Origin of the sequence: Methylocystis sp. (genome assembly GCF_046349115.1) — a bacterium.
Taxonomy (GTDB): domain Bacteria; phylum Pseudomonadota; class Alphaproteobacteria; order Rhizobiales; family Beijerinckiaceae; genus Methylocystis.
In genome coordinates this window covers 549,914-573,931 of record NZ_JAXMCX010000001.1, presented here as the reverse complement: position 1 = coordinate 573,931, position 24,018 = coordinate 549,914, and the positions used below count along the sequence as shown (strand labels likewise).

Here is a 24,018-nt window from a genome sequence, read left to right as displayed (position 1 = left end):
GCGCCCGCACGCGCGTCCTTTTGCTTGATGCTCGCCATTCAAAAAGGCCGGAAGGAGACAGTGGAAGCGCCTATTTAGGCGCTGAGCAAGGCAAATGCCACGCGCCAAAAGATAAATCCATTGGGCTCCGCCGCGCCGGATCGCTTCGCAGCTGAGCGGTCCATCGCTCCGAAGCAAAAAATTTTGGCCTTGCTCCGGCGAGCACCGCTGATATCTTTGATATCAAGGAGCCGACATGCCCGACATTTTGTTACGAGACATTCCCCCGGAAATGAAGCGCCAGATCGAGGATTTGGCGCATGGTCACAAGCGCAGCATTTCGAGCGAAGCGAAGTCGCTGCTCGAACGCGCCTTAACTCAATCTTTCCGGCTTGGCGGCGCTCGAGGCGCCGGAGGGCTTGGAACGCGGCTCAAAGGCCTCGTTCGGGAAGAGGATTGGACCGACGATTTCGTTCAGCCGCGCGATCCAGGCGACCGGGCGCCGCCGGATTTCGAATGATCCTGCTCGATACGAATATCGTCTCCGAAATGATCAAGCCGACCGGCGACGCCAATGTCCGGCGCTGGATGGATTCATACGCCGAACTCGACTTTTTCATCGGCGCGCCGATCGTCGCCGAGCTTCGTTTCGGCCTGGCGCTGTTGCCCGATGAACGCAAGAAGGAGGCGCTGACCAAGGCTTGCGAGACGATCGAAGATGAAATTTTCGTCGGCCGCATCCTCCCCTTCGATCAGCGCGCGGCGCATGCCTTCGCAAGGCTGCGCGCGAAGCGCAAAGCGCTCGGCAGGCCGCTCGCGGTCATGGACGCGATGGTCGCGAGCATCGCATCCGCTCACGCGATGACGCTCGCGACGCGCAATGTCGCCGATTTCGCCGAGTTGGACGTTGCCGTCGTCAATCCGTTCGAAGCGCGCTAGCGATACGCCCGCGAAATCCCCCGCCGTCATTGCGAGGAGGCGCAGCCGACGAAGCAATCCAAAGGCGGCGGGGGACAACGGCTTGCTTCGCTTCGCTCGCAACGACGGGCATTTTGGACGCGAAAGGTGATACTGAACTATGCGTTGTTCCCATTACGCGCGGCAGGCGCCAACATACTCATGACCGCCAGTCCCTCTCCCTCCCGCAAACCCCTCTATCGGCGCCTCTATTTCCAGGTGCTCGCGGCGATCGCGCTTGGCGCGCTGTTTGGGTGGCTTGAGCCGCAGGCCGCCGCGCAGGACTGGGTGAAGGCGCTCGGCGACGGCTTCGTCAAGTTGATCAAAATGGCGATCGCGCCGATCATTTTCTGCACCGTCGTCTCCGGCGTCGCCCATATCGAGGATGCGCGCAAGGTCGGGCGCGTCGGGCTCAAGGCGCTCGTCTATTTCGAAATCGTCTCGACTTTCGCCCTCGCGCTCGGCCTCATCGTCGGCAATCTTTGGCAGATCGGCGCGGGTTTCGCCGGCAAGCCCGACCCTTCGGCGATCGCCAAATATACCGCGCTCGCCGAGAAGCGCGGCGCCGTCGAATTTCTTCTCGACATCATCCCGGAAAGCGCGCTCGGCGCTTTCGCCAAGGGCGACATTCTACAGGTTCTGCTGTTCTCGCTGCTCTTCGGCTTCGCGCTGTTGACGCTCGGCGAGCGCGGCCGCGCGCTGCGCGTCTTCATCGACGACGCCGGCCACGCCATGTTCGGCGTCATCGCCATCATCATGAAAGCCGCGCCGATCGGCGCCTTCGGCGCCATGGCCTACACGGTCGCGAAATATGGCTCGGCCGCGCTTTATTCGCTCATGGGGCTCATCGGCGCCTTTTATCTCACCGCCGCGCTGTTCGTCGTCCTTGTCCTTGGCCTGATCGCCCGCGTCGCCGGCTTCAGCATCTTCCGCCTGCTCCAATATTTGCGCGACGAGCTGCTGATCGTGCTCGGCACCTCATCTTCCGAAAGCGCCCTGCCCGCGTTGATGGAAAAGCTGCAGCGGCTCGGCTGTTCGCAATCGGTCGTCGGACTCGTGGTGCCGACCGGCTATTCCTTCAATCTCGACGGCACCAACATCTATATGACGCTGACCACACTGTTCATCGCCCGCGCCATGGGCGTCGAGCTCGACCTCTCCCATCAGGCGACGATCCTCGTCGTCGCCATGCTGACCTCGAAGGGCGCGAGCGGCGTTTCTGGTGCCGGATTCATCACGCTCGCCGCGACGCTTTCCGCCGTCGATCCGCAACTCGCGCCGGGCATGTCGCTGGTGCTCGGGGTCGACAAATTCATGAGCGAATGCCGGGCGCTGACCAATTTTATCGGCAATGGCGTCGCGGCGATCGTCGTCGCCCATTGGGAGGGCGAACTCGACCGCACGCAGCTCGAAAGCGGCCTCGCCCGCCGCATCGATCCTTCCGATCTGGCGACGGCGGTCGCCACGGAGTGACGCCGCTTGCGTCTGGCGCGGGCGAGTGCTAGAACAAAAAAAGAACATTGGCGCCGCGAAGGCACATCATCTGTGGACAAGGCGCGCCGGCGCGCCAGACCAGCCGGCCTTTGCACTAGAGTGCGGCGTAACGAGCGAGCGGAGAGGGTCATGGCGGGCAGCGTCAACAAGGTCATATTGATCGGCAATCTCGGCCGCGATCCCGAGGTGCGCACGCTTCCCTCGGGCGATCGCGTCGTCTCCTTCTCGGTGGCGACGACCGAGTCCTGGCGCGACAAGAACACCGGCGAGCGCAAGGACCGCACCGAATGGCACAATATTTCGATCTTCAATGAGAATCTGGGCAAGATCGCCGAGCAATACTGCCGCAAGGGTTCGAAAATCTATCTCGAAGGCCAGTTGCAGACGCGCGAATATACCGACAAGGACGGCAATCAGCGCAAGGCGACCGAAGTGGTGCTGCAGCGGTTTCGCGGCGAGTTGACGCTGCTCGACAGCAAGGGCGGCGGACGCGGCGAGGGCGATTACGACAGCGGCTACGGCCAGAACGGCGGGTCGTTCGGCCGCTCCTCGCCGATGGAGCGCGGTCCTGGCGAGCGGCGCCCTGCTCCGGCCGGCAAGCTCTCCGACCAGCTCGACGACGACATTCCGTTCTGATCGCCTTACGCGCGACGGCGCGAGGCATATTCCAGGACGATGTCCGCCGCGCTGGCGCTTGGCGATCGGCCCGCTTTAAGCAGGCGCGCGCGCACCCGCTCGAATGCGGCGAGCTGCGCGTCGCGCGCGGCGCTCTCCTCCAGCAACGGCCTTAACGCCTCCGCAAGCGCCCGCGGCGTCGCCTGCCGCTGCAGGAATTCGGGCACGACATTCTCGCCGAGAACGAGATTGGGCAGCACGATCGAGTCGACATTGACGAGAAAGCGCAACAGCGATTCAGCCCGGGAGACTCGATAGGCGACCGCCATCGGCGCCTCGGCGAGCGCCAGTTCCAGCGTCGCGACGCCGGAGGTGACGAGCGCGGCGCGCGCCGCGCGAAAGGCGGCGAATTTTTCCGCCTGACCGATGAGTCGCGGCGTGACCGGCCAGTCCTGCAATTCACGGCGCAAAATCCGCTCCATGCCCGGCGCGACGGGAACGACGACGTCGAAATCGGCGCGTTCGCGCAACAGAAGTTCGAGCGTCTCTCCGTAAATCGGCGCCATGCGCCGCACTTCGGCGAGGCGCGATCCGGGCAGCACGAGCAGATATCGCGCGCCGCCGCGGTCGCGAGAATGGGGCGTCAATTCGTCGAGCCGCTCGACGAGCGGATGGCCGACATAGACGCATCTTGGTCCGCCAAGCCGCGCATGCGCCTGCGGCTCGAAGGGCAGCAGCGCCAATACACAATCGACATAGTCGCGCATCGCACGCGCCCGGCCCGGCCGCCACGCCCAGACCGTCGGGCTGACGTAATCGACGATCGGCAGTCCGGATCTTACGGCGCGGACCCGGCGCGCGACGCGATGGGTGAAATCCGGCGCGTCGATGATGACGAGACAGTCCGGCCCCTGTTCGATGATCGCGCGCGCCGTTTCGTCGATGCGCCGCGCGAGGCGCGGCAGTCGCGCCAGGACCGGAACAAGCCCCATCACCGCGATATCTTCAAGCGGAAACAGCGACGCCAGTCCTTCTTGCGTCATCGCCTCGCCGCCGACGCCGGCGAATTCGACCTGAGGAGCAGCGGCGCGTAAGGCGCGCATCAGCGCCGCGCCAAGCTGATCGCCGGAGGCTTCGCCCGCGATAAGAAAGATGCGCCGCGCCATCATGGTTTCTCAGCGCGCGGGAGGCGCGCATAGCGGGCGCATCGAGGGTGCGCGCATGAATTCGACGATCGCCGCCACATCCGCGTCGCCGGCGCATTCCCGCGACAGGATGTCGAGACGTTCGCTCAGCACAAGCGCGTCGTTTCGCGCAAAGAGCTGACGATAGGCGCGACGCAACTTTTCGACGCGTTCGGCGGCGAAGCCGCGTCGCTTCAGTCCGACAAGATTGAGCCCGAAAAGATGGGCGCGATTGCCAGACGCGAGGGCGAAGGGAATGACGTCGCCTTCGACGCCGGAAAGGCCGCCGACAAAGGCCTGCGCGCCGATGCGCACATTCTGATGCACCGCCGTCGCGCCGCCGATCATCGCCCAATTCCCGATTTCGACATGGCCGCCGAGCAGAACCTGATTGGACAATATCACGTCGTCGCCGAGCCGGCAGTCATGGGCGACATGCGAAGAAGCGAGACAGACGCAACGCGCGCCGAGGCGCGTGCCCGCGCCGGCGCCGGCATTGATCGTCACGCCCTCTCGAAAGACGCAGTCGTCGCCGATCGACAGCGCGCCCTCCGCCAGCGCGGCCTTGATGTCCTGCGACGGCAGGCCGATCGCGGCGAAGGGGAAGATATTGGCGCGCGCGCCGATGCGAGTCCGGCCGCCGACGACGACATGGGAATGGAGCGTCGCGCCTTCGCCGATCTCGACCGATGCGCCGACATGGCAGAAAGGTCCGACGACGACGCCAGCGCCGAGCCGCGCGCCGACTTCGACGACGCTCGTGGGATGAACCGACGCCTTCATTGTCGCATCCGGCGCGGCGATCCTACGCCCCCATCATGACGCTGATCTGCGCCTCGCAGACCAGCGCGCCATCCACCGTCGCCCGTCCCGCATACCACCAGATGTTGCGCTTCTGCGCGGTCTTCGTCATGTGAAATTGAACCCGGTCGCCGGGCGTCACGGGCTTGCGGAACTTGGCGTTGTCGATCGTGACGAAATAAACGAGACGCGCGCGGTCCGCTCCGTTCATCGCGCGAATGGCGATCACGCCGGCGGTCTGCGCCATCGCCTCGACGAGGAGAACGCCGGGCATGATCGGACGCTCGGGAAAATGCCCCTGGAACTGCGGTTCGTTCACCGTGACGTTCTTGATCCCGACGCAGGATTCATCGCCGCGGATGTCGATAATGCGATCGACGAGCAGGAACGGATAGCGATGCGGCAATTGACTCATGATCTCTAAAATGTCGGCGCTCTCGAGCGTCGCGCCGGCCGCGGCCTCGACCATCGTTTCCTCCTTCTCAAGCGCGGTCAACGCCGCGCTTTTTATGTTCAGCTAGTCTTACGTCGGCTTGTCCTTGCGCGCGAGTCGGTCGATGAGCGCCGCGCCGCGCAAGAACCGCCGTAGGGGGCGCGCCGGCGCGCCGCCGACCCTTGTTCCCGGCGGCACATCGCGCATCACCCCGGATTTGGCCGCGACCGCGGCGCCTTCGCCGATCGTGAGGTGGCCGCCGACAGCCGATTGCCCGCCAAGCGCGGCAAAATCGCCGATCTCGCAGGAGCCGGCGATGCCCGTCTGCGCGACGATGGCGCAAAACCGGCCGATCACCACGTTGTGGCCGATCTGCACGAGATTGTCGATTTTCGTGCCCTCGCCGATGATCGTGTCGCGCGAGGCGCCGCGATCGATGGTCGTATTGGCGCCGATCTCGACATCGTCCTGCACGATCACCCGGCCAATCTGCGGAGTCTTCAGATAGCCCTGTCGCGTCGGGACAAAGCCGAATCCATCCTGTCCGAGCCGCGCGCCGGGATGAATCACGACGCGGTCGCCGATCAGCGCATGGGTGAGGCTGACATGCGCGCCGATCGAACAGTCGCGGCCGACGCAAACATTGGGACCTATCGCCGCCTGCGGACCGATGATGGTTCCGGCGCCGATTTCGGCGCCAGGTCCGATCACCGCGCCGGGATCGACGATGACGCCCGGCTCCAACCGCGCCGACGGGTCGACGACAGCTCCTGGAGAGACGCCGCTCGACTGGAACAGCGATGCGGGCCGAAGCGCGTCGGGAAAGAGATGCGCCGTCGCCAGCGTCATGGCGCGCTGCGGATCATCGACGACAAGCGCGGCGACGGATGTCGGAAGCAGCGCAAGCTGCTGCTCGCGCAGGAAGCAGGCGGTGGCGCGACATTCCGAGAGCGCAGCGCGATAGCGCGGATTGTCGTAGAAGCAGAGATCGCCCGGCCTGCTCCAGTCGAGCGGCGCGACGCCGATGATGAGGGCGTTCGCCAGTTCGCCGGAATCGGGCGCGCGCCCGGAGCCGGCGCGGATTTCGGCGCCGGCGATTCGCGCGATTTCGCTCAGGGGCGTTGGCCGCGCCAGGGGAAAGAAAGCCGCCGCGCTCACGACGGGACATCCCGCGCGCCCAGGCGCGCTAGAGCGCGCTGCGAAAAAGCGGGAACCAACTTTTCACGCAAAGCGCGCTCTAAAATATTAGAGTCAATCTCCGCCTTCACGCGAGTCAGCCCGAACGCAGGGTGATCGAGCGGCTCAGCCTTTCGCCGGGCGCGGTTCGCCCGGCGACTTTTGCCGATCATCAGAAATTGGTGCCGCCGCTGAAGCGGAAGTTCTGGGTGATGTCGCCTCTGACCTTCGAGGTCACGACCGCATAGTCGAACCGAATCGGCCCCATCGGCGAATTCCACAGCACCGAGGCGCCGACCGACGAACGCAGGGCGAAATTGTTCGAAATCGGCGTCAGACAGCTGCCCTGGCCGAATCCGGCGAGCGGCGTATAGGCGGCGATACAGGTGCCATATTGACCCGGCAAGAAGATCGGCACCGTCGGCAGATTGTTGGCGTAATTCGTTCGTCCGCGGAAGTTCCAAAGCGAACCGGCGTCGGCGAAGAGCGCGCCCCTCAGTCCGAGATCCTTCGGCAGGCCCCAGATCGGGAACTGAACTTCGAGCGAACCGCCGACATATTGGGAGCCGCCGAGCGAGTTGCCGCGGTTGTTGCTGAGGCTCGTCAAAACATTCCAGTCGCGCGGACCAAAGCCGCCCGGCGCGAAGCCGCGGACCAGGCTCGGACCGAGATTGAAATTATCCTGAATGCGCGCCTTGTAACCGCCGAAGGTCGACAGATCGCCGCCCTGCAAACGGGCGATGCCGACCACGTCGTCGAGATAGGGAACCTCTTTGAAGTAACGGATGTCGCCGGTCGTGCGGAGATAATGCGAGCCGCCGCCGAGACCGGCCGCATCCTGGCTAAGCGACGCCAGCCAGCCATTATGCGGATTCTTGAAGTTGTCGATCGTGCTGTAGTTCAGCGAATAGCCGATAAGCGACGTGACCAGCGTGCCCTGTGAGCCCTTGATTCCGAGCGAGGCTTCGCCGTTCGACTGACAGTTGACCAGAAGGCTCGGAAAATCCGGCTGCGGATAGAATGGGCTGAAGCCCGGCGTGTAGCCGGGAACCGGCACCAGACAGTCGTTGTAGGGCCGCTTCGAGTCATTCGGGATCGAGATCGTCGTCTGATAGACCGAATAGTGCGGCGAGAAGCTGAGTTCGTCGGTGATCGGTATGCCGAAGCGCACCGTGCCGCCGATCGAGGTCGAGCTGTAGATCGAATAGTTATAGGCGTCCTGCCGGCGCGCGAAGACGTCGAAGCCGGCGGCGACGCGCTGGTCGAGGAAATAGGGTTCGGTGAAGCTGAACGTCACGCCGCGGGCGATCTGACCGGCCTGCACCGACAGGCGGACCGCCTGACCGCGCCCCATGAAGTTGCTTTCCGACACCGACACTTCGGAGATGAAGCCCTGGTTGGTCGAATAGCCGCCGGAGACGCCGAAGTTGCCGGTGGGCTGATCTTCGACCTCAACGTTCAGGATCACGCGATCGGGCGCCGAGCCCGGCTCGTTGGTGATCTTGACCTTCTTGAAATAGCCCAGTCCGTTCAGCCGGCGCTCGGCGCGATCGATCAACACGCGGTTATAGGCGTCGCCTTCGCCGATATCGAATTCCCGGCGAATGACATAGTCGCGCGTGCGCGTATTGCCGCGAATGTTGATGCGTTCGATATAGACGCGCGGCCCTTCCTCGAGCAGGAACTGAATGGCGACCGTCTGGTTCGCCGGATTGCGCTCGCCGCGCGGGCGCGCCTGGGTGAAGGCGTAACCCTTCTTGGCGATTTCGCGAGTCAAGGCTTCGACGGTCTTTTCGACCGCGTCGCCATTGTAGACGTCGCCGGGCGCAAGGCGCAGCAAATCGTTGAGCGCGTCGCCGTTCACGTCGGGCAGGTGCGATTCGACGCTCACCGAGGACACGTGATATTGCGGCCCTTCATGCACATTGATGGTGATGATGTAGCCGCCCGCAGCCGGATCGAATTGCACGTCGGAGCTGATGACCCGAAAATCGGCGTAACCATTCTTGAGATAGAACCGACGAATGAGTTCGAGGTCCGAAGCGATTCGATCCGGATCGTAAACGTCGCTCGACTTGATGAACGACAGAAAATTCATTTCCGTCGTCTCCATCATGCCGACGAGACGGCCCGTGGAGTAGACCTCATTGCCGATGAATCGGATTTCCTTAACGCCGGTCTTGTCGCCCTCCACGACGGTGAACACGAGGTCGACCCGTCCATTCGGCAATTCGACCGTGCGATAGCTGACCTTCGCTGCGGCGCGGCCGGACCGGCGATAGACCTCCATCAATCGCGCGACGTCGCTCTCGGCGAGCTGCGGATTGAACGGCGTATGGGCGCGCGAGCGCACCTGCTCCTGCAAGATGTCGGTCTTGACCTTACTGTTGCCCTCGAACGCGACGCGATTGATGTCCGGCGCTGCGAACGCCGGAACGCTAAGCGCCAATATGGCGGCGGCGACGACCGCGAACAGGAACGAAGATTTCCAAATGCCGCTGATTGAGCGCATGTAGTGCAGGTCCTCGTCGCAACGTCGCCGCCCGGGCCGCGGCGCGAACTTCATTTAAACACGCCGACGATCGGCGCTCCGCCAGCGTTGAGCGAATCCTTCTACAGGGTTTGCCCAACCCTGCAAACGCAGAATAAATGTTGTTTCCGCAATTTGTCGAAGGAGTGACGTTAAAGCCACGATTCATGGTCAGCGTATGGTTAAGGCATGACGACACAGACGCGATCATGTCGAAATTGCGTCGCAAATCGCGTGCTTCCGCGGCGCTGGGAGGCCAAGTCAGCGGCGGTCGTTCATCAAGACCCGGAGCCGGCAAGTTTGTGAATAAGGCGCGCGATGTCGTTGTAGGTCGAAAAAATCATCAGCGCCCCGACCATCGCGAGACCGACTCGAAAGGCGACTTCCTGCGCGCGCTCGTTCAACGCGCGGCCGCGCGCCGCCTCGATCGCGAAGAACAGCAAATGGCCGCCGTCGAGCAGCGGCACAGGCATCAGATTGAGCAAGCCAATCGAAACTGAAAGGATTGCGATGAGACTCAACAACGGCGCCATGCCGACCTTCGAGGCCGCCTGAGCCATCTGCCCCGAAACCTGGGCGATGCCGATCGGTCCGGACAATTGATCGGCGCTCTCGCGTCCGGTCACCAGTCCGCCGATGTAGCTGCCGGTGCGGCGCACGACCGTCCAGGTTTCCTGCGCGCCCATCGCCAGCGCTTCAACCGGACCGTAACTCTCCCGGCGGATGTCGGCGTCGGCCTTCGAAGCCTGGATGCCGAGCATGCCGATGCGAACCTTGCCGATCGCGCTTTCGACTTCCCGCAGCGCGGGAACGGCGGGCAGCGTCAATTCCTGATCGCCGCGCTGAACGACGAAGACGAGTTTCTTGTCAGCCGACGCTGATACGATTTCCTGCAGCTTCGAGAAGGAATCAATCGGCGCGCCGTCGACGCTGAGCACCAGGTCGCCGGGTAAGAAGCCCGCGACGGCCCCCGCGCCCCCGGGGGTCAGCGAGCCGACGCGCGGCGCATAGACGGTGCGCCCGTAAACGCCGAAGAGAATGGCGAAAATCGCGATCCCCAGCACGAAATTGGCGAAAGGCCCCGCGAAGACGATGGCGGCGCGCTTCCAGACCGACTGCGCGGCGAAGGTCACTTTGCGCTCGGCCTCGGGCATGGCGCGCACCGCTTCCGGGTTTGGCGCGCTCGCGGCGTTGGCGTCGCCATGGAAGGTGACATAGCCGCCGAGCGGAATGCCGGCGATGCGCCATCGCGTGCCGAGGCGATCCACCCGGGACCAGAGTTCCGGTCCGAAGCCGATCGAAAAGGCGTCGACTTTTACCCCGCACCAGCGACCGACAATGAAATGCCCGAATTCGTGAACGAACACGACCAGCGTCAGGACGAGCACGAAGGGAAGCAGATAGAAGGCGAAGGTCGTCAGAAGGTTTAGCAAAGCGCTGTCTCGCCGGTCTCGGTTGCGCCAAGCCCGCCGGCGGCGCACGCCATGATCATTGCAACGTCAACATGCCCGATGCGGCATGTCCGGCCAAGGCCGATCGTGACCTTTCTCTGACAATATGGTCCACGGCGAGGGCGTCCTCAACGCTTTCCGGCGGATTGGCGGTGCCGTCGCGCAGGGCGGCCTCGCAGGCCTCGGCCACATGGCGTGAAATCCCGTCGAAAGAAATGCGCCGGTCGAGGAACGCCTCCACGGCGATTTCATTGGCGGCGTTCAGCACGGTCGGCAGGCCGCCGCCGGCGCGCAAGGCGTCAAGCGCCAGCCGCAGCGCCGGAAATCTCTCAAAATCAGGCGCTTCGAAGGTCAGCGTGGCGATTTTTGCCAAATCCAGGCGCGGCGTCGGCGTCGCCAGCCGGTCGGGGTAGCCGAGACAATGCGCGATCGGCGTGCGCATGTCCGGCGCGGCCATCCCCGCCGTCACCGAGCCGTCGGAAAAGGCGACAAGACCGTGCACGATCGACTGCGGATGAACCACCACGTCGAGCTTTTCGGCCGGCACGCCAAAGAGATGATGGGCTTCGATCAGTTCGAGCCCCTTGTTCATCATGCCGGCGGAATCGACGGTGATTTTGGGGCCCATCGCCCAATTCGGGTGATTGAGCGCCTCCTCGACGCTCGCCGCGGCGATGCGCTCCTTGCTCCAGGTGCGGAACGGGCCGCCCGAGGCGGTGATGATCATCCGCTCGATGCGGGAGGCGTCCTCGCCGCCGAGCGCCTGGAAAATCGCGTTGTGCTCGCTGTCCATGGGGAGCAGCCGAACCTCGGCCTCGGCGGCGGCGCGCATGAAGGGAACGCCGGCGCAGACCAGGCATTCCTTGTTGGCGAGCGCCACGTCGCGGCCAGCGGCGAGCGCCGCGTAGGTCGGCTCGACGCCGGCCGCGCCGACAATGGCGGAGACGACGAGGTCGGCGTCGCGCAACGCGGCCTCGATGACCGCCTCGCGTCCAGCGGCGACCTGAATATTGGTCCCGGCGAGCGCCGCCTTGAGCGCGTCATAGGCGCTCTCGTCGCGAATCGCGGCGAATTCGGCCCTGACCGCGCGGGCGACGCGCGCCAGCGCCTCGACGTCGCGTCCGCCCGCCACCGCCGCAACCGAAAATCTTTCCGGATCGCGCTCCAGCAGATCGACGGTCGAACGCCCGATCGAACCGGTCGCGCCGAGGAGAACGATGCGACGCGGCGCGGGCGTCGGCGATTGCGCCGACTCGCGCCCCTGGATCTGTCCATTTCCTGACGCCATCCGCTCCGCCTTACCAGAAGAAGAGACCCGCGGCCACCGACGGACCGCCGCGCACCAGGCCCACCGTCGCCGCGAAGACGCAGGCGAAGATGAAGCCGTCGAGCCGATCCATGACCCCGCCATGGCCGGGGATGAGCCGGCTCGAGTCCTTGACGCCGAAACGGCGCTTGACCGAGGATTCGAAAAGATCGCCGATTTGGGAAAAAGCGGCGGCGGCGAGGCCCAGCATGAAGACTGGCCAGGACGCAAGTTGCGGACCACCGCCGAGATAGGCCGCGCCAAGGCCGAGTAAAGCGCCGGAGACGACGCCGGTGATCGTGCCGGACCAGGTCTTTCCCGCGGAGACGCGGGGCCATAGCTTCGGCCCGCCGATCAGCCTGCCGCCAAAATAGGCAAAAATATCGGTGCCCCAGACGATGGCGAACAGGAAGGCGATGGCCAGCGCGCCGACTTCGGGCGACTCGCGCAGCAGGCAAACGGCAAAGGCCGGCGCGCCGGCATAGACGACGCCGGTCGCCGCCCAGACCCGCCGCTCGGCGCCGGCGAGGGCGCCGCCCGCCAGGGCGAGGAGTGCGATCGTCAGCGCCGCGGCGCCCGGCATGGCGACGCGCCCGAAGGCCGTGGCCGCCGCGACCGCCGCCCCGCCTACTGCGATGCGGGCGGCGCGGCCCTCGCCGCCGATGAGGTTCTGCCACTCCCAGCTGACCGCGAAAGCAGCGGCGAGCCAGAACAGCGCGAAGGCGTCGCCGCCGAGATAGAGCGTTCCGAGCGCCGCGACGACCATCGCCACGGCGGAGGCGACGCGCGGTCCAAGATCGGCGAAGCCGCCAGCCGACGCGTTCAGCGCCGGCGCCTTGTCGTGGCCGCCGATGGTTCGCTCTCTGCGATCCGCCGTCATGAAGCGGTCTTGGCGCTGCGCGCCGCGGCCTCAAGCCCGCCGAACCGCCGATCGCGATGGGCGTATTCGGCGATCGCGGCCGAAAACGCCGCTTCGTCGAAATCCGGCCAGAGAATCGGCAGGAAGACGAATTCGGCGTAAGCCGCCTGCCACAGCAGGAAGTTCGACAGCCGCTGCTCGCCCGAGGTGCGGATGATCAGGTCCGGATCTGGAATATCCGCGGTGTCGAGCCGTCGCGCGATCGCCTCGGCGTCGATCTCATCGGGCGCGAGCCGTCCCTGCGCCACCATTTCGGCAAGCGCGCGCGCCGCCGCCGCGATCTCCTGCCGCGAGCCATAGTTGAACGCAACGACCAGAGTGAGCCCGGTGTTCGCCTGCGTCACCTGCTCGGCCTCGCGCAGCAGTTCGGCGATATCGGGCGCGAGGCCGGCGCGCGCGCCGATGACCCGCACCCGCACATTGCTGGCGTGCAATTCCGCGAGATCGTTGCGGATGAAGCGATGGAGCAGCGAGAGCAGGCTTTCCACCTCCTCGCGCGGGCGCGACCAGTTCTCCGCCGAGAAGGAATAGACGGTGAGATAGCGGATATCGAGCTTGATCGCCGCCCGCACCGCGCGGCGCAACGCCTCGACGCCGCGGCGGTGCCCTTCGAATCGCGGCAACCCGCGCTGCGCCGCCCAGCGGCCGTTGCCGTCCATGATCAGCGCGACATGACGGGGCGCCGCGCAGCCGTTCCGCGCGTTGTTTTCCGCCTCCAGAATGTCGCTCTCCGTCATGGTCGAGTTCCAAATGGCCATCATACCTGCGCCGCGCAACGCCGCAGGGTTCTATACCTGCATGATTTCCTTTTCCTTGGCGGCGAGCGCGGCGTCGATTTCCTTCACCGTCTCGTCCGTCGCCTTCTGCACTTCCGTTTCGTGGCGCTTCTCGTCATCCTCGGGGATCGCGTGATCCTTCAGCAACTTCTTCAATATGTCGAGCCCGTCGCGGCGCACATGACGCACGGCGACCCGCGCCTCCTCGGCGTATTTATGCGCAACCTTGACCAGTTCCTTGCGACGCTGCTCGTTGAGTTCCGGCATGCGGATGCGCAGAATCTGCCCCTCCACTGTCGGCTGCAGGCCAAGATTGGCCTCGCGAATCGCCTTGTCGACGGCGATGACCAGCGCCTTGTCCCACACCTGCACCGAAAGGAGGCGCGGCTCGGGCACGCTGACCGTGGCCACCTGATTGAGCGGCGAAACCTGGCCGTAGGCGTCGACATGCACCGGATCGAGCAGGCTCGTCGACGCGCGCCCGGTGCGCAGCCCGCCGAATTCATGCTTGAGCGTCGCGAGCGCGCCCTGCATGCGGCGCTTCAATTCCGCAAGGTCAAATGTTTCCGCCATTGTATACAACCTGTCTCTGATCGTCGCCGCTGTCGTCAAACACGGCTTGGCTTCTTAAGTTTTTTCGAATCTGGCGCGGCGAAAACGGCATGCGTCGCCGGCTTCGCCCACCCTCCGGCTTCGCTGCGCCATGATTTATGGCACGATTTCCGCCCGCGCGCGAAAAGTCTTACGGCGCGACCAGCGTCGCGCGCCCTTTGCCGGACAGCGCCGCGTCGATCGCGCCCGCTTCGGCGATCGAAAAGACCAGAATCGGAATTTTATTCTCGCGGGCGAGCGCGAAGGCCGCCGTGTCCATGACCGCGAGATTTCGGGCGATGGCTTCGTCGTGGGTGAGGCGGTCGTAACGCGTCGCGTTCGGATCGCGCTTCGGGTCGGCGGTGTAGACGCCGTCGACCTGCGTCGCCTTCAGCACCGCGTCGGCGGAAAGTTCGGCGGCGCGCAGCACCGCGCCGGTGTCGGTGGTGAAGAAAGGATTGCCGGTGCCGCCCGCCGCAATGACGACGCGGCCCTTGGCGAGATGATGCAGCGCGGCGCGGCGCGAGAAGGATTCGCAAACCGACGGCATCGGCACGGCGGAGAGGCAGCGCGCCTGGCGCCCCTGCCCTTCGACCGCCTGTTCGAGCGCCAGCCCGTTCATCACCGTGGCGAGCATGCCGATCGAATCGGCGCGGGCGCGCTCGATGCCGGTGTCGGCGCCCTTGATGCCGCGAAAGAAATTGCCGCCGCCAACGACGACCGCGATCTCATGCCCCGCCGCCGCCGCCGCGGCGAGATCGGCGGCGATGCGGGCGAGCGTCGTCGCGTCGAGCCCATGCGGCGCCGAACCCTGCAGCGCCTCGCCCGACAGCTTGACGATCACGCGCTTCCATTTCCGTGTCGAGTCCGGGTCTGGCATAGGCGAATCTCGCTGGCTGAGGCGGGGCGCGTTCTTCATAGGGACGCGGCGGGGCGCCGGCAAGTGAGAGTCCTCATCATAGCGTTGAAGGCGACCGCCGTAGCGAGCCAGTGGGAACCGCCAACGCAGCTAGCTGCGGCTGCCCGCTAACGAGCCATGAAGACCTAGCCCGTCACGAAGCTGGCTTCGCTTGATGTGAGCAGTACGTATAGCGGCGCGAGCGAATAGGAGGCGGAGGCGAAAGTCGAGGCGGCGATGCGGGGGAGTGACGGCGCGGCGTTTCAGCCGGCATGGCCGGGCTTGTCGCGGCCATCCACGCTGGGACATTGCGCGATGATCATGAGATGCGCGTAGCGGCGCCGCGTGGATGCCCGCGACAAGCGCGGGCATGACGCGGAGAGATTTCGCGGAAATAAAAAAGGCCGGGGTCGACGCCCCCGGCCCTTTACCCTGCGCTTCTTCCCCAAAGGGGGAAGAGCGAATGACTCACCCCTTCGCGGCTGCGGCCACTTCGGCGGCGAAATCGCTTGTCGCCTTTTCGATGCCTTCGCCGAGCGCGTAGCGTTCAAAACCCTTGATGGCGATGGGGGCGCCGGCCTTGCCCTCCAGCTCCTTGAGCGCCTGAGCGACGGTCTTGCCATTGTGGTCGGGATGGTTCGAGACCTGATCGAGCATGCAGACTTCCTTGGCGTAGGTCTTGATGCCCGAGTCGACGATCTTCTGCAGCACGTTCTCCGGCTTGCCGGCGTTCTTCTCGATCAGCAGCTTCTTCTCGCGCTCGACCGTCGCCGGGTCGAGGCCGGCGGCGTCGAGCGCCAGCGGATTGGCGGAAGCGACATGCATGGCGAGCTGGCGCGCGAGCGTCGCCAGCACCTCCTTGTCGCCTTTCGATTCGAGCGCGACGATCACCGCGATCTTGCCCTGGCCGTCGACGACCTGGGCATGGACATAGCGGCCGACGACGCCGTCATCGACGCTCAGGGACGCGGCGCGGCGCAGCGTCAAATTCTCGCCGATGCTGGCGATGGCGTTGGTGACGGCTTCGCTCACCGTCCCGCCGCCGGGATAGGCCGCCGCGCCGAGCGCCTCGACCTCGGTCTTGCCGCTGTTCAGCGCGACTTCGGCGATGTTCTTGACCAGCGTCTGGAAGTCGGCGTTGCGGGCGACGAAGTCGGTCTCGGAATTCACCTCGACGACGACGCCTTTCTTGTCGCCGGTCAGCGCCGCGACCAGCCCTTCCGCGGCGACGCGATCGGCCTTTTTCGCCGCTTTCGACAGGCCCTTCTTGCGCAGCCAGTCGACCGCCGCCTCGAATTCGCCTTCGGTCGCGGTGAGCGCCGCCTTGCAGTCCATCATGCCGGCGCCAGTGCTCTCGCGCAGTTCCTTCACAAGGGCGGCGGTGATCGTAGCCATGGTCGAAATTCCTTCCAAATGGTCTTATGGATTCCGGCTAACCCGTTCGCCTGGAGCAATGTCATTCCCGGCAGGCCGAAGGCCTGACCGGGAATCCAGAGCCGATCCGAAAGGATCGCCGGCTTTGCTCTGGATTCCCGATCGCGCGCGCTGCGCGCGTCGGGAATGACATCCGAACCGTTCAAACGGATTTCGTATCATGCGACGGCGCCGGCCCATCGGACCGGCGCGCGCGTCTTAATCGTTGGACGTGACGGCGGTTCAGGCGGCGAGCAGCGCCTTCGCCTGATCAACCCAGCCGTCGCGCGCGATGCGGCCATTGAGCTTCAATTCGCCGTCGAGCTTTTCGACATCCCCCGGGCTCATCGCCGCAAGCTGCCAATAGTGATAGACGCCGGCGTCGTTCAGCTTCTTGATCAGCTGCGGGCCGACGCCATGAAGCTTGGCGAGATCGTCCGGCGCGCCGCGCGGCGCCGACAGCAGTTCGAAGGCCTCGCCAGGCGCCTCGGCGTCCGCGGCGGCGGCGACTTCCTCAGCCGTGCGCAAATCCTCCCGGATTACGCGGCCAGCTTCGACCGCCGGTTCAACCTCGGGCGATTCCTCGGCGCCGATGTCGACTCCCATCGCGCCCTGGCTGCGCGAAATGCCGTCGATCGCCGCCCGCGCCACGAGATCGCAGTAAAGCGCGATGGCGCGGCCGGCGTCGTCATTGCCCGGAATCGGATGGCTGACGCCATCCGGGTCGCAATTGGTGTCGAGCACGGCGACGACCGGAATCTTGAGGCGGTTCGCCTCCTTGATGGCGAGCTGCTCTTTATTGGTGTCGATCACGAAGATCAGATCGGGCGTGCCGCCCATGTCCTTGATGCCGCCGAGCGCCTTTTCGAGCTTGTCGCGCTCGCGCGTCAGCAGCAGCCGCTCCTTCTTGGTGACGCCGGCGCCGCCCGCCGACAGCTGCTCGTCGAGCTTGCGCAACCGGTTGATCGAGCCCGAAATCGTCTTCCAATTGGTGAGCGTGCCGCCCAGCCAGCGGGAGTTGATGTAATATTGCGCGCTACGCTTGGCGGCCTCGGCGATCTGCTCCTGCGCCTGGCGCTTGGTGCCGACGAACAGCACGCGCCCGCCCTTGGCGACGGTGTCGGAAACCGTCTTCAGCGCCTGATGCAGCAGCGGCACCGTCTGGGCGAGATCGATGATGTGGATGTTGTTGCGGGCGCCGAAGATATAAGGCGCCATCTTCGGGTTCCAGCGGTGCGCCTGATGGCCGAAATGGGCGCCGGACTCGAGCAGGCCGCGCATGGTGAAATCGGGAAGAGCCATTTTGTCGTTTCTCCGGTTGAGCCTCGGCGAAGGATGAGAGAGGCCGGAAAACCGGCCACCGGAACGACGTCTTGAGGCAGACGCCGCGAAACCCTCGCCTGTGGGATGGCGCGCTTATAGGGGATGCGCGCGCGCCGGGCAAGCGCCGCGGCCGCCATGCGCGTCCTCATCAGGCGCGATGTCTCGTTCCAAATGGCGCAAGCAGCCATTCCTCGAAATCTCCTCGCCGACATCCTGCGCAGGTCACGGAACTTCGGTCGCCGTCGATCGCATCGACGGCGTAGCGCGTTTGGCCGTCTTGGGCCGGATCGAAAACCACCGGAACTGTGCGCCTCGACGACTGCGAAAGCGATTTTTTTCAGCGCTCGTCGCGGCGTTCGCCTATCCGCAGGCCCATCCGTCCCGCGCGTTGGCGCAGCCAGCTTGCCAGCGCCCACAAGTCGGGGCTATTTACTTCGAAACATCGGCCCTTCCGACGAATACCTGAAAAAACAGGAAAACCGCATGAGAATCTCGCTCAAGTTGGCTGCGTCATTGTACATCGTGACGTTTATTAGCGCCTACGGCGGAGGATCTTCAGCAAATGCGGTCGAATATTTGAGATTCTTGCCTCCTGCGTTCTCCCTTCAAACAGGGCTTTTAAGCGCGGGGACGGTTCGAGGCTGGCCGGCTTACGTGGCGATGGGCGCGATTGGCGGCCCGAATGTTACGCCGCCTACTCCGACATCGCGCGGTGGAAATGATGATTTTGGGGGCAGTCCAGTCGATGTGGTCTTCAAATATGAAGGGGTAAACGGCAACGGAGACCCCGGGATCATCGACCCCCCCACCAATGCATTAAGAATGACAAACGACTTAACCAAACTCAGCGCGATCAATGATCATCCGATGCGCGTAGCAATCGTGGAATATACCGCCCAAATGAGTGGGGGCGCGGCTTTTGCTGATTTCACGAATGTGTCAACGCCCGACCCAATCAGTGGCGGCGCCTATCTTATGGGGCGACATTTTACGACCCTTGCCGCAGGTGTGATCGCGTTAAATGACAAGCCTGTTACTTATAATAGAACCAATTATTTTGGTTCTTTGATCATGAACCCTGATTTGTTGGGGCAGATTCAGCAAGTGAACGCGATCGGCGACGCCAACAAAGCGCTTCCGGCGAATTCGGTTAATACAGCCGTTGATCAAACGTTATGTTTGCTGACACAAACTCGTTCATATCACAACGTATATGAGCCAAATACATTTGGCGGGCAATGTCCCGGGCAAGGCGGGCCGGCCTATTGCAACAAAACCTATGTCGGAACCCCAGTCAAAATATTAGAGACGATGCTCGCGGACGGTTACCCAGCTTACAGTTTCTATGATCAAAAAGATGCATATTGGAATGTAGCGATCAACAACTTGATTGGCGGAACAGGCACGACTTATAGTCAAATTGGGACTTGGTTTAACAGCTGCATTGCTAACCCGACTTATGACAAGCGAACTTATAATAGGCCAAATTTCCGCGCTGGGTTCGACGGCTGGATCCAAGCCAATAATTGGCTCATTCGCACATTCTCGCCAATCGGAAATGTTACATTCGGCTGGCAAGAGAATATGTGGTCAGTCAGCGGCGGCGGCGGCGGTTGGTGGCTGAATACGGACCTGACAGATTCTCAGATCATGCTCAACTATTCAGGGCCAGTGTCAAGCTGGCTGCAAACAAATGCTCCGAGTTCTATAACCACCGGCGCTCTTCGAGGTAATTATGTTCCTGACTATTTTGTTTTTGACCGCTATGAAACAGACGACAGCGTCTCGCCCGGTCAGGCGACGCTCTATAATGCGCGATCATGGGACAACTACCTGTCGGGTGTTGGACAAATCAGCAAAAACTTCAACAACATTCCAGTAATGATTTGGCAGATTCCCGGCTCCCACATTCCCTATGTCGGCGAAGCTGAGCCGGAAATTTGGGTTAATCCTGAAACTGGACAGCCTGTGCCCGGAAATTACGTGTTCAGCACGGCGCCCGTATATTTCTTTGGGGACAGCAATTTGAAAGCGGACTTAAGCAACATTATCGCAGGCGCTGGAGCTTCGACGCAAAGCGCGGTGGGTAACTACCTGCCAAAGTGCAGCACAGACCCCAAGGTAGCCGGCATGACAGCCTATAAATGCCCGCCTGGATCAAACTATAAGAATTACCTCCTGGCGTACCAAGGCAAGCCTAATAATTATAACTGGGGCAAGGCCAATAGCAAATTGACAAAAGCGGCGGCTAGCAACGTGTTCGCCATTTTGTGGGGTGGCGGCAACACCACTAATGTCATTAAGAACTTTAGCAATACCGATGATCACGGCTGGCTGGCTAACAAAATCATCAATTATTACAAAAATCCGACTCCTGTCGTGAGCACCCGTGCGCAATGTTGCGCCGACTAGCCCTGGAGGGCTGATTACGCATTGAAGGTTGTCCCAGCCGTTATGGGCTCTTGCGATCCTTCCGGCCTATCGGAGGGGGTGAGGATGACGGGCGAAGACATCTCCGCATTGCCATCCGCTTTGAAACAAGCTAGGCTCCCTTTGATGCGGCAAGCATTCACGCAAAATCAAGAACAGGGGGAAAACGCATGGCCGTTAACGTTCACAGCTCTGGCGATGTCGGCAAGATGCTGATTTGGATCGCCGCTTTCGTCGCTTTCGTCGTCGTCGCTCTGACCTGGGTTCCGGACTGGATTTCTCCCGAGGGAACCAATGGCACGGGCAACCGCAACGGCATGCAAGGCGAAGGCGTTGGCTCCACCGCCCGCATGATTCAGTAACAAATACCCCTGCCGAACGACTTGCCGGGCGCGTGAGCTCCCGGCTCTTGTCTGTTAGGGAGGGTGATCCGCCCGGCGACGGCGCAGATCATTTTGGAGCCGACGTTCTCGACAAGATCGAGCGTCGGCTTCCGCGTTTTTGGGCCGCTGCTTCGCGCCGTTAACGCGCCTTGCCCCAGACCTGAGCCAACCAGTTTCGATATTGCGGCGCCTGGCTCAACCAAAGCCAAAATTGCGGCAGACGGATATTTTGCATCGCCGGTCCACTCTCGACCAGGACGACTCCGAGCAAAATCAAAGCCCCGCCGAGGATTGCGGAACCCGTCAGGCGCTCGGACAGCAGGACAGCGCCCGATAGGGCCGCGAAAACGCTTTCCAGCGACATGATCAGCGCGGCTTCGGCCGCAGGCGTATATTTGAGCGCCACGATCTGAAGCGTGAAGGCGATGCCCCCAGAGCAAAGCCCGGCATAGAGGATCGACGGCAGCGCCGCGTGCAGTCCCTCCTGCGAAACCGGCTCAACGGCAAGCCCGACGACGGTTCCGAGCGCGCCGACGACGCCGAATTGCGCGAAGGCCAGGAAATAAGGCCGATCGCAGCGCGAGAGAAAGGCCGGAACCAAACTGATCCCTGCGGCCCAGGCCACATCCGCGATCAACACCAGGCCGTCGCCCGACGTCCAACTCGTAAGCTCCGCGCCGTCCGTCAGAAGCCAGGCGCCAGCGACCGAGACGACGCCGGCGACAAGAACGATCCGCCGAGGCTTCACGCCGGACTGCGCGAAAACGAACAGCGGGACGAGGATCACATAAAGCGCGGTGAGGAATCCGCCATTGGTGGCGGTCGTCGTGGCAAGGCCCACTTGCTGGAGAGCGGCGGCGGCGAAGACGCAAATCCCGATCAGGCCGGCGAGAGACCAATCGGCTTTTTTCAGCGGCGTTCGACTCTGACCGCCTTCGTAGAGCGCGAGCGGCGTCAGCGCGACGCATGACAGAAGAAACCGCACGCCGACGAAGCTGATCGGCCCCATGAGTTCGCCGGCGTTTTTCTGCGCGATGAAGGCCGTGCCCCAAATCAGGGCGGCGAGCACGAGCAGCAGATCGGCACGAATCCGGCTCATGGCAGGCCGGCGGTCTTCGAACTCTGGCGGCGCTGCTCCATGCGCTCCATCAGCGCATTCCATGCTTCGACCGGCGCCCGCCCGAGAGCCTGGGCGGACTTCACGATCGGCATCGCCAATATGCCAAACGACGAATGCGGGTCCACGCCCTCTTCCGCGACGCCATATTTGAGACGCGGATATTTCGTCGAAGGCATTTCGAGCGAACCGAACATCCAATCCCAGACGGCGAGGACGCTGCCGAAGTTGCGATTGAAATGCTTGGGATCAGTCGAGTGATGGATCTGGTGATGCGCGGGGCTCAAGACGATATGTCCGAGGAGTCCGCGAAACGGAATCCAGAACTGCGAATGCTGAAGATGTCCGATCGTCCAGAGGAAGAAAAGGAACAGAATGTTCTTCCCGTCGACCGTGAATGATTCCGTGGTCCGCCCGAACGTCCAAGCCAATGCGCCTGACGCCGAGCCGATGAAGATCGCGAGCATATAGCCGAAAAATATGTTGTCGATCGGATGATTGCGAAAGTTCGTCACCGGCGTGAGAATCTCGGCCGTGTGATGCACCTTGTGGAATTCCCACAGAAACGCGATCCGATGCTTGAGATAGTGATCGACCCAATAGCCGATCTCATAGGCGAGAAACAGCACGACGGTGGAAAGGATTTTTATCGACAAATCGCAGCAGCCGACGGGCGCGCGCGCGCCGAAGGAAGTTTGCAACGCGGCGCTCACCACGGTGGCGACGGCGTTCGTTGAAATGACGAGCGCGCCCACGACGACGGGCATGAGAACGACGCTGAGCACGAAAAGATTGACGTCCGCGGCAAAGGACTTCGTCAGCAGGAATCTCTTGTCGAAGATGGCGCGGGCGATGACCCGAAGATTGACGCGTCCCCGGCGCAGCCTGCGGCGATAGGCCAAGGCGCAGACGGCGATGACGAAGGTCGTCGCCAGGGAATAGACCGAAAAAATCGAACCCGCCGAAAACAACTCGTTGGATATTCTCGCAACGAAAAAGCGGAGCGCGTCGTGAATGTCCATTGAGCTTTTCGGTCCGGAAGATTTCGAGAATTCGGCAGCAACCACGCAACCGCCCGCCCGAGAAGCGTATTCGCTGCGAAAGCCGGCGCCAAGAGCGACAGGCCGGCAGCCTGCCGGCTCTGGAAGTTAGAATTCAATCCCCTCCTGCGCCTTGACCCCCGCCGCGAAGTGATGCTTGACCAGCGTCATTTCCGTGACGAGATCAGCCGCCGCGATGAGCTCCGGCTTGGCGTTGCGCCCGGTCACGACGACGTTGAGGTCGTCGCGCCGCGCGGCGAGCGCGCCAAGCACTTCGTCGAGCGGCAGATGCTCGTAGCGCAGCGAAATATTCAGTTCGTCGAGCACGAGCAGGCGAATATCGCGGTCCTCCATCAATTCGCGCGCCTTGTCCCAGGCGCGCCGCGCCGCCGCTTCGTCGCGGGCGCGGTCCTGCGTCTCCCAGGTGAAGCCCTCGCCGAGCGTGTGCCAAGAAACGTCCCCCAGCTTTTCGAGCATGTCGCGCTCGCCGGTGCGCCATTGGCCCTTGCCGAACTGGACGACGCCGATTTTCCAGCCATGGCCGAGCGCCCTCAGCGCGAGGCCGAAGGCGGCGGTCGACTTGCCCTTGCCGGCGCCGGTGTGGACCATCAGCAGGCCCTTGCGGGCAATGGTCTTGCCGGCGACCTCGGCGTCCTGGACCGCCTTGCGCTTTTCCATCTTGAGACGGTGGCGGCGCGCTTCGGCGTCTTCGATCATCTCAGTCACGAGACGCTCCTTTGCCGGTTTGACGGAAGCATGAGCCGCGCATATGACTAGTCGGGACGGTCCTTCGCAAGAAGTGAAAAGGGAACGCGGCGCGGGCGTTTGACCCCTATCCGCGGCTGCCCCCGCAACTGTAGCCGGCAAGGTCCGCGCCATCGGCCACTGAGCGTTACGCTTGGGAAGGCGGCGCGGTCCGCAGACCCGGGAGCCAGGAGACCTGCCGTCTTGGCGATCTTTTCCGATCGCCGCGCGCATCGCATCGCCGCCGGTGGGGCGGCAGGGAGACCGATATGAACGCCAAATCATTCGCCAATTCCGCCGCTCTCGCGCCCGCCAAGGCCGAGGCGCTCAAAGCCGCCGCCGTCGCGCTTATTCTTGGCTTTGGTCTCGTGTGGTTCGCCGGCTTCGCCTATTCGGAAAACGTCCATGACGCGGCGCATGATACGCGCCACGCGCTCTCCTTCCCCTGCCACTAGGCC

Annotated in this window: 23 protein-coding genes and 1 riboswitch; of the genes, 7 read left to right on the top strand and 16 right to left on the bottom strand. The window is 63.4% G+C overall.

Translation table 11 applies throughout. The features are described from left to right. Positions 1–235: 235 nt before the first annotated feature. The 4 genes from U1E20_RS02635 (at position 236) to ssb (ending at position 3,066) form a co-directional block, all read left to right on the top strand. Positions 236–499, top strand: coding sequence for a hypothetical protein (locus U1E20_RS02635; protein WP_409979033.1), 264 nt, complete (start codon positions 236–238; stop codon positions 497–499). Then, complete coding sequence (locus U1E20_RS02630; protein WP_409979032.1) at positions 496–918, top strand: type II toxin-antitoxin system VapC family toxin; 423 nt, start codon at positions 496–498, stop codon at positions 916–918. The genes U1E20_RS02635 and U1E20_RS02630 overlap by 4 nt, the downstream gene beginning before the upstream one ends. 180 nt (positions 919–1,098) lie before the next feature. Further along, positions 1,099–2,409: a C4-dicarboxylate transporter DctA gene (gene dctA / locus U1E20_RS02625; protein ID WP_409979031.1), complete on the top strand. Its 1,311-nt coding sequence runs from the start codon at positions 1,099–1,101 to the stop codon at positions 2,407–2,409. 150 nt (positions 2,410–2,559) lie between these two features. Beyond that, positions 2,560–3,066 (top strand): single-stranded DNA-binding protein, encoded by a 507-nt coding sequence (gene ssb, locus U1E20_RS02620; protein WP_409979030.1) that lies wholly within the window; start codon positions 2,560–2,562, stop codon positions 3,064–3,066. A gap of 5 nt (positions 3,067–3,071) precedes the next feature. Here ssb and lpxB read toward each other — a convergent pair whose 3' ends face one another. From lpxB to U1E20_RS02555, 13 genes are all read right to left on the bottom strand, one after another. Next, positions 3,072–4,214: a lipid-A-disaccharide synthase gene (lpxB, locus tag U1E20_RS02615; RefSeq protein ID WP_409979029.1), complete on the bottom strand. Its 1,143-nt coding sequence runs from the start codon at positions 4,212–4,214 to the stop codon at positions 3,072–3,074. 6 nt (positions 4,215–4,220) lie between these two features. Beyond that, the gene (gene lpxA, locus U1E20_RS02610; protein ID WP_409979028.1) at positions 4,221–5,012 is read right to left on the bottom strand and encodes an acyl-ACP--UDP-N-acetylglucosamine O-acyltransferase; all 792 of its coding nucleotides are present in this window, start codon (positions 5,010–5,012) and stop codon (positions 4,221–4,223) included. Between the two features lie 22 nt (positions 5,013–5,034). Then, positions 5,035–5,499, bottom strand: a complete 465-nt coding sequence (fabZ, locus tag U1E20_RS02605; RefSeq protein WP_409979027.1) for a 3-hydroxyacyl-ACP dehydratase FabZ — start codon at positions 5,497–5,499, stop codon at positions 5,035–5,037. A gap of 54 nt (positions 5,500–5,553) precedes the next feature. Further along, positions 5,554–6,621 carry a UDP-3-O-(3-hydroxymyristoyl)glucosamine N-acyltransferase gene (gene lpxD, locus U1E20_RS02600; RefSeq protein WP_409979026.1) on the bottom strand — a complete coding sequence of 356 codons (1,068 nt, stop codon included), beginning with the start codon at positions 6,619–6,621 and terminating at the stop codon, positions 5,554–5,556. Positions 6,622–6,811: 190 nt separating this feature from the next. After that, entirely contained in the window at positions 6,812–9,151 is a 2,340-nt protein-coding gene (bamA, locus tag U1E20_RS02595) for an outer membrane protein assembly factor BamA (protein WP_409979025.1), read from the bottom strand. 296 nt (positions 9,152–9,447) lie between these two features. Next, the gene (locus tag U1E20_RS02590; protein WP_409979024.1) at positions 9,448–10,602 is read right to left on the bottom strand and encodes a M50 family metallopeptidase; all 1,155 of its coding nucleotides are present in this window, start codon (positions 10,600–10,602) and stop codon (positions 9,448–9,450) included. A gap of 55 nt (positions 10,603–10,657) precedes the next feature. Next, complete coding sequence (gene dxr / locus U1E20_RS02585; RefSeq protein WP_409979023.1) at positions 10,658–11,908, bottom strand: 1-deoxy-D-xylulose-5-phosphate reductoisomerase; 1,251 nt, start codon at positions 11,906–11,908, stop codon at positions 10,658–10,660. A gap of 10 nt (positions 11,909–11,918) precedes the next feature. Beyond that, entirely contained in the window at positions 11,919–12,806 is an 888-nt protein-coding gene (locus U1E20_RS02580) for a phosphatidate cytidylyltransferase (protein ID WP_409979022.1), read from the bottom strand. Continuing rightward, complete coding sequence (locus U1E20_RS02575) at positions 12,803–13,582, bottom strand: isoprenyl transferase (RefSeq protein WP_409979021.1); 780 nt, start codon at positions 13,580–13,582, stop codon at positions 12,803–12,805. The genes U1E20_RS02580 and U1E20_RS02575 overlap by 4 nt, the downstream gene beginning before the upstream one ends. Before the next feature lie 51 nt (positions 13,583–13,633). Further along, positions 13,634–14,194, bottom strand: a complete 561-nt coding sequence (gene frr / locus U1E20_RS02570; protein ID WP_409979020.1) for a ribosome recycling factor — start codon at positions 14,192–14,194, stop codon at positions 13,634–13,636. Between the two features lie 169 nt (positions 14,195–14,363). Continuing rightward, a complete protein-coding gene (gene pyrH / locus U1E20_RS02565) occupies positions 14,364–15,092 on the bottom strand; it encodes a UMP kinase (RefSeq protein ID WP_409979019.1) in 729 nt (242 codons plus the stop codon). Between the two features lie 486 nt (positions 15,093–15,578). Next, positions 15,579–16,505 carry a translation elongation factor Ts gene (tsf, locus tag U1E20_RS02560; RefSeq protein WP_409979018.1) on the bottom strand — a complete coding sequence of 309 codons (927 nt, stop codon included), beginning with the start codon at positions 16,503–16,505 and terminating at the stop codon, positions 15,579–15,581. Positions 16,506–16,766: 261 nt separating this feature from the next. Further along, complete coding sequence (locus U1E20_RS02555; RefSeq protein ID WP_409979017.1) at positions 16,767–17,825, bottom strand: 30S ribosomal protein S2; 1,059 nt, start codon at positions 17,823–17,825, stop codon at positions 16,767–16,769. A 504-nt stretch (positions 17,826–18,329) separates the two neighbouring features. On the opposite strand from U1E20_RS02555, the gene U1E20_RS02550 reads away from it, so the two are divergent. Together U1E20_RS02550 and U1E20_RS02545 are read left to right on the top strand one after the other, a co-directional pair. Next, entirely contained in the window at positions 18,330–20,258 is a 1,929-nt protein-coding gene (locus tag U1E20_RS02550) for a hypothetical protein (RefSeq protein ID WP_409979016.1), read from the top strand. Between the two features lie 188 nt (positions 20,259–20,446). Then, entirely contained in the window at positions 20,447–20,638 is a 192-nt protein-coding gene (locus U1E20_RS02545; protein WP_409979015.1) for a hypothetical protein, read from the top strand. 160 nt (positions 20,639–20,798) lie between these two features. Here the strand turns inward: U1E20_RS02545 and U1E20_RS02540 are convergent, their stop codons facing one another. The 3 genes from U1E20_RS02540 to cobO all read right to left on the bottom strand — a co-directional run bounded on the left by U1E20_RS02540 (position 20,799) and on the right by cobO (position 23,533). Beyond that, positions 20,799–21,758 carry a DMT family transporter gene (locus U1E20_RS02540; protein WP_409979014.1) on the bottom strand — a complete coding sequence of 320 codons (960 nt, stop codon included), beginning with the start codon at positions 21,756–21,758 and terminating at the stop codon, positions 20,799–20,801. Beyond that, a complete protein-coding gene (locus U1E20_RS02535; RefSeq protein ID WP_409979013.1) occupies positions 21,755–22,798 on the bottom strand; it encodes a sterol desaturase family protein in 1,044 nt (347 codons plus the stop codon). Before U1E20_RS02535 ends, U1E20_RS02540 begins: the two co-directional genes overlap by 4 nt. A gap of 126 nt (positions 22,799–22,924) precedes the next feature. Then, a complete protein-coding gene (gene cobO, locus U1E20_RS02530) occupies positions 22,925–23,533 on the bottom strand; it encodes a cob(I)yrinic acid a,c-diamide adenosyltransferase (RefSeq protein ID WP_409979627.1) in 609 nt (202 codons plus the stop codon). Positions 23,534–23,582: 49 nt separating this feature from the next. Then, a riboswitch (cobalamin riboswitch) is annotated at positions 23,583–23,779 on the top strand. A gap of 50 nt (positions 23,780–23,829) precedes the next feature. Between cobO and U1E20_RS02525 the strand changes: the two genes are divergently transcribed. Continuing rightward, the gene (locus U1E20_RS02525) at positions 23,830–24,015 is read left to right on the top strand and encodes a CbtB domain-containing protein (RefSeq protein ID WP_409979012.1); all 186 of its coding nucleotides are present in this window, start codon (positions 23,830–23,832) and stop codon (positions 24,013–24,015) included. The last annotated feature ends 3 nt before the right edge of the window (positions 24,016–24,018 follow it).

Bases quoted from the DNA above. Each gene is read 5' to 3' on its own strand.
- dctA (WP_409979031.1), top strand. From the start codon at position 1,099: ATGACCGCCAGTCCCTCTCCCTCCCGCAAACCCCTCTATCGGCGCCTC.
- ssb (WP_409979030.1), top strand. From the start codon at position 2,560: ATGGCGGGCAGCGTCAACAAGGTCATATTGATCGGCAATCTCGGCCGC.
- U1E20_RS02635 (WP_409979033.1), top strand. From the start codon at position 236: ATGCCCGACATTTTGTTACGAGACATTCCCCCGGAAATGAAGCGCCAG.
- U1E20_RS02575 (WP_409979021.1), bottom strand. From the start codon at position 13,582: ATGACGGAGAGCGACATTCTGGAGGCGGAAAACAACGCGCGGAACGGC.
- bamA (WP_409979025.1), bottom strand. From the start codon at position 9,151: ATGCGCTCAATCAGCGGCATTTGGAAATCTTCGTTCCTGTTCGCGGTC.
- lpxB (WP_409979029.1), bottom strand. From the start codon at position 4,214: ATGATGGCGCGGCGCATCTTTCTTATCGCGGGCGAAGCCTCCGGCGAT.
- fabZ (WP_409979027.1), bottom strand. From the start codon at position 5,499: ATGGTCGAGGCCGCGGCCGGCGCGACGCTCGAGAGCGCCGACATTTTA.
- cobO (WP_409979627.1), bottom strand. From the start codon at position 23,533: ATGATCGAAGACGCCGAAGCGCGCCGCCACCGTCTCAAGATGGAAAAG.
- U1E20_RS02525 (WP_409979012.1), top strand. From the start codon at position 23,830: ATGAACGCCAAATCATTCGCCAATTCCGCCGCTCTCGCGCCCGCCAAG.
- U1E20_RS02555 (WP_409979017.1), bottom strand. From the start codon at position 17,825: ATGGCTCTTCCCGATTTCACCATGCGCGGCCTGCTCGAGTCCGGCGCC.
- tsf (WP_409979018.1), bottom strand. From the start codon at position 16,505: ATGGCTACGATCACCGCCGCCCTTGTGAAGGAACTGCGCGAGAGCACT.
- pyrH (WP_409979019.1), bottom strand. From the start codon at position 15,092: ATGCCAGACCCGGACTCGACACGGAAATGGAAGCGCGTGATCGTCAAG.
- U1E20_RS02535 (WP_409979013.1), bottom strand. From the start codon at position 22,798: ATGGACATTCACGACGCGCTCCGCTTTTTCGTTGCGAGAATATCCAAC.
- U1E20_RS02550 (WP_409979016.1), top strand. From the start codon at position 18,330: ATGAGAATCTCGCTCAAGTTGGCTGCGTCATTGTACATCGTGACGTTT.
- U1E20_RS02545 (WP_409979015.1), top strand. From the start codon at position 20,447: ATGGCCGTTAACGTTCACAGCTCTGGCGATGTCGGCAAGATGCTGATT.
- frr (WP_409979020.1), bottom strand. From the start codon at position 14,194: ATGGCGGAAACATTTGACCTTGCGGAATTGAAGCGCCGCATGCAGGGC.
- U1E20_RS02580 (WP_409979022.1), bottom strand. From the start codon at position 12,806: ATGACGGCGGATCGCAGAGAGCGAACCATCGGCGGCCACGACAAGGCG.
- U1E20_RS02630 (WP_409979032.1), top strand. From the start codon at position 496: ATGATCCTGCTCGATACGAATATCGTCTCCGAAATGATCAAGCCGACC.
- dxr (WP_409979023.1), bottom strand. From the start codon at position 11,908: ATGGCGTCAGGAAATGGACAGATCCAGGGGCGCGAGTCGGCGCAATCG.
- U1E20_RS02540 (WP_409979014.1), bottom strand. From the start codon at position 21,758: ATGAGCCGGATTCGTGCCGATCTGCTGCTCGTGCTCGCCGCCCTGATT.
- lpxA (WP_409979028.1), bottom strand. From the start codon at position 5,012: ATGAAGGCGTCGGTTCATCCCACGAGCGTCGTCGAAGTCGGCGCGCGG.